This window comes from Sphingobium estronivorans (assembly GCF_008692605.1).
Lineage (GTDB): Bacteria > Pseudomonadota > Alphaproteobacteria > Sphingomonadales > Sphingomonadaceae > Sphingobium > Sphingobium estronivorans.
The window spans coordinates 1-13,527 of the sequence record NZ_LFCT01000045.1 but is presented as its reverse complement, the minus strand read 5'-3'; the positions used below and the strand labels follow the sequence as shown (position 1 = coordinate 13,527).

At 63.0% G+C, this 13,527-nt stretch carries 8 protein-coding genes and 1 pseudogene; 3 read left to right on the top strand and 6 right to left on the bottom strand.

Features of this window, described 5'->3' with window-relative positions; genetic code table 11:
* Positions 1-125 precede the first annotated feature (125 nt).
* Entirely contained in the window at positions 126-1,679 is a 1,554-nt protein-coding gene (tnpC, locus tag F7P65_RS21370) for an IS66 family transposase (RefSeq protein WP_420853333.1), read from the top strand.
* Between the two features lie 258 nt (positions 1,680-1,937).
* Here tnpC and F7P65_RS22530 read toward each other — a convergent pair whose 3' ends face one another.
* The 6 genes from F7P65_RS22530 to F7P65_RS21345 form a co-directional block, all read right to left on the bottom strand.
* The gene (locus F7P65_RS22530) at positions 1,938-2,066 is read right to left on the bottom strand and encodes a hypothetical protein (RefSeq protein ID WP_275897569.1); all 129 of its coding nucleotides are present in this window, start codon (positions 2,064-2,066) and stop codon (positions 1,938-1,940) included.
* Between the two features lie 123 nt (positions 2,067-2,189).
* On the bottom strand, positions 2,190-3,104 hold the full coding sequence (locus F7P65_RS21365; protein WP_150295525.1) for a LysR family transcriptional regulator: 915 nt from the start codon (positions 3,102-3,104) through the stop codon (positions 2,190-2,192).
* 3 nt (positions 3,105-3,107) lie between these two features.
* Positions 3,108-4,943, bottom strand: a complete 1,836-nt coding sequence (locus tag F7P65_RS21360) for a CocE/NonD family hydrolase (protein ID WP_205452218.1) — start codon at positions 4,941-4,943, stop codon at positions 3,108-3,110.
* A gap of 2 nt (positions 4,944-4,945) precedes the next feature.
* On the bottom strand, positions 4,946-6,373 hold the full coding sequence (locus F7P65_RS21355; protein WP_150295521.1) for a YfcC family protein: 1,428 nt from the start codon (positions 6,371-6,373) through the stop codon (positions 4,946-4,948).
* 11 nt (positions 6,374-6,384) lie between these two features.
* The gene (locus tag F7P65_RS21350) at positions 6,385-9,276 is read right to left on the bottom strand and encodes a TonB-dependent receptor (protein ID WP_205452216.1); all 2,892 of its coding nucleotides are present in this window, start codon (positions 9,274-9,276) and stop codon (positions 6,385-6,387) included.
* A gap of 421 nt (positions 9,277-9,697) precedes the next feature.
* The gene (locus F7P65_RS21345) at positions 9,698-11,692 is read right to left on the bottom strand and encodes a TonB-dependent receptor (protein WP_150295527.1); all 1,995 of its coding nucleotides are present in this window, start codon (positions 11,690-11,692) and stop codon (positions 9,698-9,700) included.
* Positions 11,693-11,913: 221 nt separating this feature from the next.
* On the opposite strand from F7P65_RS21345, the gene F7P65_RS21340 reads away from it, so the two are divergent.
* Complete coding sequence (locus F7P65_RS21340) at positions 11,914-13,167, top strand: helix-turn-helix domain-containing protein (protein WP_150295519.1); 1,254 nt, start codon at positions 11,914-11,916, stop codon at positions 13,165-13,167.
* A gap of 38 nt (positions 13,168-13,205) precedes the next feature.
* Positions 13,206-13,418 (top strand): annotated as a pseudogene (locus F7P65_RS21335) (integrase core domain-containing protein); the annotation flags it as partial.
* Positions 13,419-13,527 lie beyond the last annotated feature (109 nt).

Genomic DNA, 13,527 nt, shown 5'->3' with positions numbered 1-13,527 from the left:
TGCTATTGGAAGGCATCGACTGGCGACGGCCGGAGCGCACTTTCACCCCATCACTCGCGGGGTAAAACGCCCATTTTCCCGCGCTTTTACTGGCATTGTGGCGGTTGTTCCGCTATAGGATCGCGGTGTCGGACGCAGGCCTTTCCACAGCTGACAAAGACGCTCGGATCGCCGAGCTCGAATCTGCTTTGGCGGCCGCCCACGCCGATATTTCGGCTCGTGACATCCTGATCGACACGCTGCGCGTGCAGATCGCGCGCCTCAAGCGGATGCAGTTTGGCAAGTCGTCCGAGAAGCTCGACGCCCAGATCGCCCAGCTTGAACTGGCGCTCGAAGAACTCGAAGGCGAGGCCATCGTCGCTGCCGCGCGTCGAGCCGATCTGGCACAGGCTGATCGACCGTCGCCTGTTCGGGCGCTGCCCGCCCATCTGCCACGCGAAGAGCAGCGGATAGAACCCGAGCAGGGCACCTGCACCTGTCCCGAGTGCGGCGGTGCGCTGCGGCCGCTGGGGCAGGATAGCGACGAGATGCTCGATGCCGTGCCGGTGCAGTGGCGCGTCGTTCGGACCATCCGCCCCAAGTATAGCTGCCGCGCCTGCGAGAAGATCGTGCAGGCGCCCGCACCGGTAAAGGCGATAGCGCGCGGCAAGACGACCTTCGGCACGCTGGCCCACGTCGTCGTCTCCAAGTTCGACCATCATCTGCCGCTTTACCGCCAGGCCGAGATCATGGCTGCGCAGGGGGTCAAGATCGACCGCTCGACGCTGGCAGGCTGGGTGGGACAGGCATCCGTGCTGCTCGACCCGATCGTCAGTCGCATTCGCGAGGTCGGCTTGACCGCCTCGAAGATCCATACCGACGATACGCCGGTTCCCATGCTTGATCCGGGACGCGGCAAGACGGCGACTGGCAGGCTCTGGGCTTACGCCGTCGATGATCGTGGCTCCGGTGCCACGACCCCGTCGCTGGTCTGGTATGAGTTCACCACCGATCGCACCGGCGCGCATCCCCAGCGGCAGCTGGCCAACTTCACCGGCTATCTCCAGGCCGACGGCTATGCCGGTTATGACAAGCTCTACGACACGAACCGCGTCACCGAGGTTGCTTGCTGGGCGCATTTCCGGCGAAAGATATTCGACATCCACGCCACCAAGCCGACGTCGCTCACCACTGATCTGCTGGAACGCATCGGCCAGATCTATGAGATCGAGGCAGAGGTTCGAGGCCAGCAACCCGAGATCCGACGACGAAGCCGGCAGGACCGCACCCAGCCATTGGTCGACGAGCTGCGCCAGGCACTTGACGATGCCCTGCGCCGTCTCTCGCCCAAGTCCGAGATGGCCAAGGCGATCGCCTATGGCCGCAAGCGCTGGGTCGCGCTGACGCGCTTCCTCGACGATGGGCGCCTGGAAATCGACAACAACATCGCGGAGCGCGCCATGCGGTGCGTGGCCCTGGGCCGTAAAAACTGGCTGTTTGCCGGGTCAAAGGCCGGCGGTGATCGCGCGGCTGCCGTCTATTCCGTCATCGAGAGCGCCAAACTCAATGGCCTCGAACCACAGGCATATATCGCCGACGTCATCGCCAAGATCGCGGACGAATGGCCCGCTGCCCGCTGGGATGAACTCATGCCGTGGAACTGGCGGCCCGATCAGCAACCGATCGCCGCAGCCGCCTGATCTGCCGTCTCCAGCCCACGCTTACCTCTTTCTCAAGACCGGACCGAGCAAAATGTCCCAGCCCTTGCCGAAAAACAGCCCTGCCGCATTTTTCTCACGCCGGTCAAAAGGCAGATCGGCGATGCCATCTCCTCACTGCTGAGGGCCGATCACTTCCTGTTCCGGTCGATCTGAATCAGCTCATAGAGCTTTGACCGTCCAACCCTAACCATAAACGGTCCGGCAGAATGTAGACGCTCGCTACCCCACAAGAAACATTCATCGCATATAGCAGGTCGCAACCATGCGGGCAGCGATGGCCGGTGGACCGAGCCCCCGCATCATCATGTCGTGCTGCATCCGCTGACGCAGCGGACTGATCGGAGCAGTGTTGATCGAGACAGTCATGGCAAGTTCCTCTTCGCTGAGGGAACCTCCAACCTCAGAGGACAATCTCGCCCCGCTGAAGGCCCATATTTATCGCACTACGCTGCCCTTCGCGGGCGGCCGGTCGTCCGTTTCTGCGGACGATCATTTCCGGAATTCCTGTCTCCTGATCCCGGTCTGGTCGGCCAGCAACGCCGTTTCCATAAAAGCGTTGGCAAGCCGGGACGCAGGCGCCATGGCAGACACAACGAAGGCATAATCCTGCCTGATGTCCGGCCTGAACGGCCGGATCTGACTTTGCGCCGGCACCATTAACTCACTGACGATCGCTATGCCCAGCCCCCTTTCCGCCAGAGCGCAGGCCGAACCGACGGTATGGGTTTCCACGACGACATTGGGCTGTCGGCGCGCTTCGCGAAAGGCGTTGTCGATCTGCTGGCGCGCAATCCGGCCGCTGCCCAGAAGAACCAGCGGATGATCGTCGATCAGGGCGGGCGTCAGTTCCGTCTCGCCGCTCAGCGGGTGACCGGGCGGCAGAACGCACACGGTCCCGCCGGGAATGACCTGCTCGATCCGCAACTCACGTTCATCGACCGGCAGTTTCACGAAGCCGCCGTCTGCGACCCGCGTGGCGATCATGCGGCTGGCCGTCTCCGCACTGCGGGAATCAATACGCAGTCGGACGCCGGGATAATCTTTCAGGAAACGCACCGCGATGTCGGGCAGCACCGTCTGGGTGAAGCTGGGCGGTGCGACAAGGCGCAGCTCGCCCGTCGTCATGTCGCAAATATCCTGCGCCAGCGTTTCCACCCGCGCGATCCCCGCCAATGCCAGATCGACCTCTTCGGCCAGTTCCAGCGCGTCCTTGGTCGGGATCAGCCGCCCCCGGTCGCGGTAGAACAGTTCGAAGCCCAGATCGTCCTCAAGGCCCGCGATGATCCGGCTGACCGCTGGTTGCGACAGGCCCAATTCCCGCCCGGCCGCGGTCGCCGACCCGGTGCGCATGATCCGCGAAAAACTCATCAGCGCGCGCAGGCCCAGCGGTTTGCGCGCGCTCATGCGTCAATCCCTTGGCGGAATGACGGGCAGGATGATGCGGGAGGGACGTTCCCTGTCGCAATGGATGCTGACCCGCGCAACCTGCGGCGCGGCGTCGGGATCGCGCCAGTCGCTATTGGGATTGACGTCGAAATGCGGGAAATTGCTGCTCGATATGTCGAGCCGGATGCGATGCCCCGCGGCGAACAGGTTGCTGGTCGGAAACGACCGGATGATGACCTTGTAAACAGTGCCCGGCTCCATCGGTTCGGGCGCTTCGAACCCATTGCGGAAGCGCAGCCGCAAAATGCCATGAGACAGGTTCATCGCATAGCCCTGCGGCCACGCTTCGCTGGGGGGATATTCGTCGATCAGCTTGATCGTGATGTCGGTGTCGACGGTGGAGGCGCTGACGAACAGTTCCGCCTCCACGCTGCCGGTGAGTTCGACCGCCTGTTCGAGCGGCGCACTGCGGAAGCAGAGTATATCGTCCCGCTCGGCCAGCGCACGGCCAGGATGGCGCGCACCGAAGAGATCGGTCGTCTCGCACTGGTCATAGGCGCCTGCGAACATCAGCGGCGCGCCCGAAGCGAGCGCCCCGCCGATGGTGGGCACCGGATCGGCGGGATCGAAATCATAGGAAAGACTGACGCCTTCCTTGTCGGGCACGTCGGCGGAAAGAGCACCATCTTCACGCAGATAGACGGAGCGACGCTCAATGTCGGGCAGCGGCCACGCTGCCTCGCCGCGCCAACGCCCGCCATGGTCCAGCCGCCCGTCCGCCGTACGCCCTCCGCTGCCGCCGCCCATGACGAAGATCGTCACCGGATCGGGCAGATGGTCGGGCGCATCCTTGCCCAGCATCTGCCGGTCAAACCAGTCGCGCCGCAATGTCACATAATCCGGGGCCAGATTGCCGTCGAGCGGTGCTGCCGGGCCGAAATCGACATGGCCTGCATGGCTGACCGATCGCTGACCATGGGTCCATGGCCCCAGCACCAGCTTCACCGGGCCGCGCTTGATCGGGGACAGGCCCAGATAATTGTCAATCGCGGTCTGGGAATAGGGGTCGTACCAGCTCGACATGTGGACCTGCGGCACGTCTGCGAAACTGCCGTACCAGCCGCGCGCATAGATGCCGCGCTGGCGCCAGAAGCCGGTGAAGACATCCTCGTCCCACTGCTCGACGATATAAGCCTCATATTCGGGCGCGGCGCTGATCGGGGACAGGCCGGTGCGCCAGCGGCGACCGATCCATGCGCCGATGTCCTGCGCCTCCAGCGCGGCCTTGCGGGCGGGGTCGGCCTGGGTTTCCGGGGCGAGCCGGGCATGTTTGAAAGCCCAGGTGAGCTGCTTCAGCTCGAACGCGCCGCCCTGCCGTCCGCCGCTATGATAGGCGCTGGAAAAGCCGCCGGAATCAAGGAACATCGCCTTCAGCCCCTGCGGCGAGAGGGACGCCAGCGCCGCCTGCGTATGTGCACCGTAGGACAGGCCCAGCGTGCCGACCCTGCCGTCGCACCAGGGCTGCTCCAGCAGCCAGGCGAGCATGTCCTCGCCATCCTCGGCCTCGTCGAGATATTTGGTGAAATGCCCTTCGGAGCCATAGCGCCCCCGGCAGTCCTGCAACACATAGGCATAGCCCGCCGCGACGAACTGGACTGCGATCTCCGGCTTGGACAGCGGCCGGGGGTCGGTCAGCGTCCGGTCGCCATGGTTGGTGCGGCGCTTGCCATAGGGAATACGCTCCATCAGCACCGGAAAGGGGCCGTCCCCTTCGGGCAGGTAGATGTCAGTTGCCAGGCGAACGCCATCGCGCATCGGAACCATGGCGTCCGGAATCATGCGGTCATATTGGGGCAAGGTCAGTATCCGATGACGACCGCGAGCATGGCAACGCCGACCGAGAGCGCCGTAAGCAGCGCGAAAATGGGCCAGACGAAGCGGAACCAGCGATTATAGGGAATATTGGCGGCGGCGAGATAGGCGAGCAGCATGCCCGAAGTGGGGGCGAGCATGTTGACCAGCCCGTTGCCCATCAGGAAGCACAGCACGGTGGTCTGGCCCGACACCCCGGCCTGCGCGGCGATGGGGCCAAGGACGGGGATGCTGAGCGCCGCCTTGGCGGAGGTGGAGGGGATGAGCAGCGTCAGCAGCATTTCGAACGCCATCAGGATCGGCGCGACCAGCATCGGTGGCAGACCCTCGATATGCCAGGATACCGCTGCGATGATCGTGTCGAGGATATGGCCTTCGCGCAGGATGATCTCCACGCCGCGCCCCATGCCGATCAGCAGTCCGGCCAGCATCATGGAGCGCATGCCGTCAAGAAAGGCGCGCGAGGTTTCGGACGGCGCCATGCCCGCGATCAGGCCGATCACCATGGCCGCGACGATGAAGAGCGCAGCGAATTGCTTATCGTCCCAGCCATGGCCGAGCGATCCGTAGACCAGCAGCGCCACGACCACGCCGATCACCAGCAGAACGCCGAACTGGCGATGGGTGAGTCTGGTCCGCTCGATCGGTGCGGCTTCATGCGTCGGCCGGGAAATGGCGAGCACCCAGACGATGGCGATGGCAAGGAAGGCGATCCACAGCCACAGCCGCAGGGCAAGACCGCTGAACACCGGCACGCCGACGATGGGCTGGGCGATGAGCAGCGCGACCGGGCTGGTCACGGAGGCGAGATAGCCGACCTTGGCCGCCAGCGTCAGCAGCGCGAAGCCGAACATCGGGCTGCGCCCCAGCCGGTCGGCCAGCGCCACCATCACCGGGATCAGCAGCAGATATTCGGAAATGAGGCCAAGGAAGGTGCTGCCCGCCGAAATCGCGATCATCAGCACCGGCACCAATATCGTGACGCGCCCGCCGCTGACGCCGATCAGCCGCTGAATGCCGGCGTCGAGCGCGCCGCTATGCTTCAGCACGCCGAACATCCCGCCCAGCAACAGGATCATGAAGATCAGGCCCGCCGATTTTTCCAGCCCCGCCGGAATGGCGGTCGCCACCGCCAGCGGGCTCACCGGGCGCGCGGTTTCGGTGCTTTCCGGCTTGCCGGGGATCAGGCCCGGCAGGCCGATGGGCTTTTCCATCGGCCTGTAGGTTCCGGCGATCACCGGTGCGTTTTCCTTGGTATCCGTGCGTTCGTAGCGACCCGAAGGCACAATCCAAGTCAGCGCCACCGCCACCGCCATCGCCGCCAGCATCATGATGACGGGGTTGAGCGACCAGCGCCGCCGGGGCGCTGCCGTCGTCATGGGGACGGTCGATGGTTCGGCGGTGGCGCTGTGCATGACTGCGTTCCTTACATCTTCACCGCGGCGCGGACGTAGAGATAGCGGCCACGCGCGTCATAGGTGTAGATGTCGTAGTTGATCGGCGCATTGGCGTAGGATGCGGGCGGCTGCACGTCGAACAGATTGTTGACGCCCAGCGTCAGCCGGAACCGATTGTCATCGATACCGACGCCGAATTCCGCGTCAGTGTAGATGATGGATTTGGTCCGCGCGTCCTTGACCGTGTTCACGATATCGGTGGAAGGGCCGATATAGCGGGCGCGGACCGTCGCATCGATGTCGTCCAGCGCCCAGCTGAGCGAGGCCTGTCCCTTCCACCGGGGATAGGTGGCGCGGGGCTGGTCGCCCTTGCCCGCCCGCTCGTCCACGATGTCCGCGCCGCCCGCCGGGTTGGGCGATGTGGTGCGGAAGGAATGGAGCCAGGACGCATCGACCGCCGCGCTGAAGGCGCCAATGCCGGTGCGGAAGTCGTAGCGGGCGGAAATGTCGACGCCATCGGTCTTGATCGCGTTCAGATTCTGCACCGCCTGCACCAGATCGGTGATCGCGCCAGTGCCGGCGTCACGCGTCACCAGGTCGCAGAACACGCCGCCCTGCGTCGCGCAAAGCTGGAGGATCTGCGTCGCGGACTGGAGCGCGATGGCGTTCTTCACCTTGATGCTGAAATAGTCGACGGTCAGGGTGAAGCCGCGCAGGAAGCTGGGGGTCAGCGCCACGCCGCCGCTGAACGTATCGGCGGTTTCCGCCTTCAGGTCGCGGTTGCCGCTGATCGTGCCCATCAGCAGGCCGTTATTGACGCCCGACTGGTTGTAGCCGGCCGGTACGCCCGCGCAGCCCGGCAGGTTGGGGTTGGCCGCCGCGCCGCCATTGCAGGGGTCGGTACCCTGGAAATTGGTCTGGCGCGCGCCCTGATAGAGTTCCAGGATCGACGGAGCGCGGAAGCCCTGGCTGTAGGTGCCGCGCAGCAGGATGTCGTGGATCGGGCGATAGCCGACGCCCGCCTTCACCGTCGCCTTGCCGCCGACCGTGTTGTAGCGCGAATAGCGGGTGGCAAGATCGACATCCAGGCTTTCGGCGAAAGGCTGGTTCTTGAAGATCGGGATCGACAGCTCGCCATAGACTTCGTGCAGGTCGTAGGAGCCCTTGCTGGCCGTCCGCGTCTGCACGGAGGTCGAGGTGTAGGCCGAACCGAGATAGGCCGACGCCGTGTTGGCGAACACATCCGGATGATCTTCCGCCCGGTTCTGGCGATATTCATAGCCGATGGCGAGTTGGAGCGGGCCAGCCGGCAGGTCCACCAGCGTGCCGGTCAGGTTGGCGTTTGCATTGTACAGTTCGGTCTGGTTGGATTCATAGGCATTGTAGCGGATGTAATTCGCCTGCGCCTGCGTCATCGTGCCGAACAGGTCGATCGGCACGCAGCCAGCCGTGGTGGCGCAGGCGCCGCTCAGGCCCAGATAGAGCGCATCGTAATTGACCTGGTTATAGGCGGCCGAATGGATGACGTTTTTCGAATAGGCGCCATAGACGTCCCATTTCCATTCATGGCCCAGCATGTCGAACGACCCGTCCAGCCCGGCGGCCACGCGCCATGTCTGCACATTCTGGTAATTGTCGCGATTGCCGACGGCGGTGAGTATCTTGCGGATGCGCCAGGCCGATGTGGATGCGAAGCCGACCGCATTGGCGACGGGCACGCCATTGGCGGTCCCGAACGGATTATAGGCCTGGCCCGCGCCAATTGCGAAGCCGCGCACCGTACCCGCCGTCCCACCGATGTCCAGATTGACGGGCGCGAACAGCTGGTCGGAGGTACGCTTGTTCCACAGCCCCTCGATCTTCAGATTGATCGTGTCGGACAATTCATGGTCGAAGCGCCCGTAAAAGCCGTAACGCTCCGATGGGCCGGCGGAATAGATGCCCTGCGCCAGCGTGTTGTAATAGTCGCCGGGCAGCGATGCGGTGTGGAAGCTGTTGTCGGCCAGCGATCCCCCGCCCATGCCGGCATTGTTGTAGACGATCGGATTGGCGCTGCTGGCGAAACCGGCCGCCGTGCCGAAATAGTTGTTGTTCGACAGACCAGGCAGGACGAACAGGCCGTTGGGGCTGGTGCCGGGTGTCGTCACCGGCACCAGCGAGGTGGCGGTGCGCGAACGGGCCGTCGTCAGGATCGGTTCGGACTTGAAATAGCTGGCCGACAGGATGATGGAGCCGCGATCCCATTTCTTGCCGACATTGACGATGGCGGAATATTCCGCGCCGTCACCCTTGTCAGTGACTCCGGCCTTGATCGACCCGCGAATGCCGTCGAAGGGCTGGACCGTCTTGATATTGACCACGCCCGCGATCGCATCCGCGCCGTAGATCGCCGAGGCGCCGTCCTTCAGCACTTCGATCCCGTCGATCATGCCCATCGGCATGGTATTGAGGTCGACGAAGTCGCGGAAACCGCGCTGGCCCACGGCATCGACCCAGCGATGCCCGTCCACCAGCACCAGCACGCGATTGCCGCTCCCTTCGGCCCCGCCCAGATAGCGCAGGTTGATCGAACTGGCGCCGTAGGATGTGCCCTGCGTGCCGTTGGAATTGAGGCTGACGCCGGCGGCGGGGAGCTTTTGCAGCAGTTCGCCTGCGGACGACGCGCCTGACCGGGCGATATCTTCTGCGGTGATGGTGGAGATCGGCCCCACGGAGTCCGCATCCTTGCGACGCAGGCGCGAGCCGGTGACGACAATCTCGCCAACCGCATCGCCCGCCGACGGCAAGGCCTGCGCATCCGCCGCAACCGATGCCGGCGCGGAGTCCTGAGCGATCGCAGGCACAGCACCCAAAAGGGCCAACAAGCTGCATCCGGCCATGCCCATCATGCGGTTGCGCCGCCCAAAGTCTCTGCCATTCACCGTCTTCGTCTCCGCCCTAGTTATCAACTTGGGGGAACCTTATTCGGTCAATCGACTCAATGAAATATTATACCGATTTTCGATAATTATATGCAAATTCGATATGAGGTGATGGCATGCAACCAGGTGCGCCTGATCCTTTTCGGGGCCAGTCATTGCCAGAAAGGCCCGCTTTTTTACATCCGGGCAAGCTGGCCTGCCCGGCTATAAAGGCGCTCTCCACCGGAGGCCTGGTTGTTGCGGAAGTTGTGCAGGCGGACGTGCTTCAATCGGGCCGCCAAGCTTCATAAGGACGCCGGCCTTGAACTGAACAAGGCCTGCTACACCTGCCACAAGAGCTACGCACCGGGCGTCGATTGACTGAAAACAGCCCGCGAACCGAAGTTCGCGGGCAGGCAAGGGGCTGGGGATGTCCCTTTAATCAGAAATGATATTTCGCCCCGAAGCGCAGCGTGCGCGGTTCGACCACGCGGCTGAGGCGCCCTTCAACCGGCTCCGCGTCGAAGGAGGGGATGTAGGACTGGTACCAATAGGCCATATCCTTGTCGTAGCTGTCGAAGATGTTCAGCACCTCGGCAAAGACCTCGACTTGGCTGAACTTCCGCGCGCCGCGCACATTCACGATATTGCTGCCCTTGTCCCGCACGCTATTGTCCTCCAGCAGCGGATAGGGGCCAAGATGGCGCAGGCGGACGCTGGCTTCCCATTGGTCGGTGACGAAGGACACGCCCGCCGCCGCCGCATTTTCGAAAGCGTTGGGGATATGATCGCCATTGTCGTAGCGCGCATGGCTGGCGGTATAGTTGGCATCAAGCGCCAGCCATTTGAACGGGCGCCAGAAGGCGACGATCTCATAGCCATGGCGGCGGCTGGCGCCGGTCGGTTCGACTGCGTTGGAGTCGCCGACAAATTTGAGTTCACTGCCCGGATTCAGCCACCAATAGGTCGTCGTCAGCGTGAAGGTGGAGAATTGGAAACGCGCGCCCAGTTCCTTGCCCGTGCCCGCCACCAGAACCGGCACCGGCGTCGCGGTCACGGCGCCGCGCACGTCATTGGAGTGGAAGCCCCGGCCCCAATTGGCGTACAGCTCGATATTGTCGCTAACCTTGTAGGCGACCTGCGCCTTGGGCAAGACGACCGAGTCATGGCCCGATCCTTCGCCCAACACGACGGCCTCCGCATCGACCGCATTGACCGAATAATGATAATAGTCGCCGCGCAGGCCGCCGATCAGGCGCAGACCTTCGAACGGCTTGAACACCGCTTCGCCATAGACGCCGCCTGATACTTCCTTGACATCGTACATGCCGAAGGAGTTCACAAACTGGCGCGCGTCGCTGTGCTGTACGCCGACCTTGCCGATATCGTCATAGCGGGTTTCGAAGCCGACGGTGAAGTCGAACTGGTCCGACAGATGCCAGCTTTTCTCTCCGGTCGCGCCAAAGACCCAGCGCTTGTCGATCTGATGAATCTGCGCGCTCGAACCGTCCGCGCTGGCATATTCAGGGTTAGAGAACATGTTCCAGTTATAATATTGCGTATAGGCGTTGATCCGCCAATCCTCGCCGGACAGCTTGCCATTGACGACGAAGCGCGTGGTTTCGCCGGTTGCCGTCGGATCGGGCGAGCAGAATTCATCCTTGCAGATGGACGAGCCGATGATGCGCTCGGGAATCTGCTCGGTCGGCTTCCAGGTCCCGCGATAGCCATGGGCGGTGATTTCCAGCTGGCCGATGGCGGTCGGCTTCACATATTTGAGGAAGCCCGCATAGTGGCGCAGCTTTTCAGGCTGCTCCCAGGGACCGTCATAGACGCGGAACTCACCCACGGCGGTCAGGTCGCCGCCACCGACATTCTTGATCGTCCCCCCGGCCGCGACGCGGCGGTGACCGTAGGAACCGCCCTCCACCGAGACCCAGGGCCGGTCATAGCCGTCGATGGTCGTCATATAGGCCGCGCCCGCCATGGCGAAATCGCCGCCATCGGCGCGGTACGGACCTTTGCGGAAATCCTCCCGCGCGATGATTTCCGGGATCAGGCCGTTCAGGTCGAGATAGCCCTGACCGTGGCCATGGGTGCGGAAATTCATCTGCACGCCATCGATATAATTGGTGAAGTCCGACCCGTGATCGAGGTTGAAGCCGCGCAGAAAATATTGGTTGGCCTTGCCGCTGCCCGAATGTTGGGCGGCGACCATGCCGGGTACCGCCTCCAGCAGTTCCGCCGTGCGCAGCAGCGGTCGGACCAAAAGGTCGGACCCTGCGATCGTGCCCTCGCTCGCCGCATGGGCGATGCCGATCTTCAGTTCGCCGCGACCAAACACGACGATATTCACCTGGCTCGAATCTTCGACCGCGGGCGCCTGATCCGCCGGTGCCGCGCCCGCCAGCTCGGCGGCCAGCGCAGCCGCCGTCATGTGCAGCGCGATAACCGCGCCTGCCGCCGCCCGGATCATCAAAACAGTTTTCACCTTCACTTATTATCTCTCCCAAAGCCCGGGTGCGGGAGGCTTGCCTGTCGCTCCCGTCACTTTCCCCGTGGCTTGAAGAGATTTTCGCGCTGGAACGCTTGCACATAACGGTTTTTGAAATGTTCATGAACGTTGCAGGCGCCGGATTTGCCTGTAATGAAGGGCCTATGTCCGACCTTTCCGCACTCAGGGAAGCCATAGAGAAGGCCCAGGGCGATCTCGCTCTGGGGCGATCCGTTCTTGTGCGAAAGCTGTTCGAATATCTTGCGGAAAGCAGCCTTGCCGGTCGCTCGCCCAAAGAAACCGAGGTCGCGATCGAGGTGTTCGGCCGCCGCCCGGATTTCGACGCAACACGCGATGCGGTCGCCCGCGTCTATGTCCACAAGCTGCGCCGGCGGCTGGAGCAAATGGGCGATGGCCGGGGCCTTGGCCTCACCATCCCGCGCGGCGAATATCGATTGACGCTGCGGGAGGAGGAGCCGGTCGAAATCCCGCCTGCCCTGCCCAGCCCCGCCCGATGGCGCAAACTGCTGGTCCCGACCTTGGTCGCACTGGCAGCCGCTGGCGGAGGGACCGCCGCGACGATGATCTACGCTTCCTCCTTTGGCCCCCGGCCTGTCGAGATGGCGGTATCCCAAAGCCCGGTGTGGCAAGCGTTGCGCGACAATGGTCGACCTACCATCGTGGTAATCGGCGACTATTATATCTTTGGTGACGTGGACCAAAATAACGGAGGCGTCAGACTTGTTCGTGAATATACGGTCAACTCGGCCGCAGACCTCGATCAGTTCGTGCGCACACATCCCGAACGGGCCAGAGGCTATATGAACCTGGAGCTCAGCTATTTGCCGGTCGGCAGCGCATCGGTTCTCATGAACGTGACCCGTGCGCTTTCAGGAGTCGGCGAGGTCCGCGTGATGCCAGTTTCCAACCTGAAAACACAGGCGATCCGCGACGCCAACGTCGTTTATATAGGCTATCTCAGCGGCCTTGGCCCGCTACGCGACACAGTTTTTGCAGGTTCGCGCTATTCAATCGGCGAGACCTATGACGATATCCTCGATATGCAGACCAAACAGCGCTTCAAAGGCGACGGCGGCGAACCCCATGCCGAAGGTTTCATGTATATGGACTATGGTTATCTATCGACCTTCACCGGTCCCACAGGCAACCGCTTCGTGATCATTGCTGGCACCCGCGATGCAGCCCTGATGCAGATGGGACAGAATGTCGTTAATCCGTCCGCTCTGGATGTCCTAGCCAAGGCCGGTGCCGAGGTCGGATCGGCCGAAGCGCTGTACAGCATCAGCAGCATGGATCAGGTGAATGTCGACAGTCGCCTGATCCGTAGTTCGCCACTCGACCAGAAAGCGATCTGGCAGGACGACCGCCAGGCACGGCACAGTTTCCCGGGGGGCTGAAGCGCCAGACAGTCAGAGTGGGACCTCAAGACCCTGACGGTGACCTCGAAGCCCAGATCGAAGCCTTCGTCGAACATCACAACCACCAGCGCTATCACGAGAGCTTGAACAATGTGACACCCGCTGACGCCTACTTCGGCAGAGCCCCGGCCATCATCAAGCGCCGCGAAACCATCAAGCGAACGACCATCAAACATTGGTGCTTGCAGCACCACAAGCGTCAGCTCCCTGCTAATACCGACCTGCATTGATCATGACCCACGCGCCCATTTGCGGCGTCCGATAGTGATGATGCGCCACGGCTGATCGACCAGCCTATTCCAGGCCTCGCAGCATGTCCGTCGTCAGAACATTTGGCGC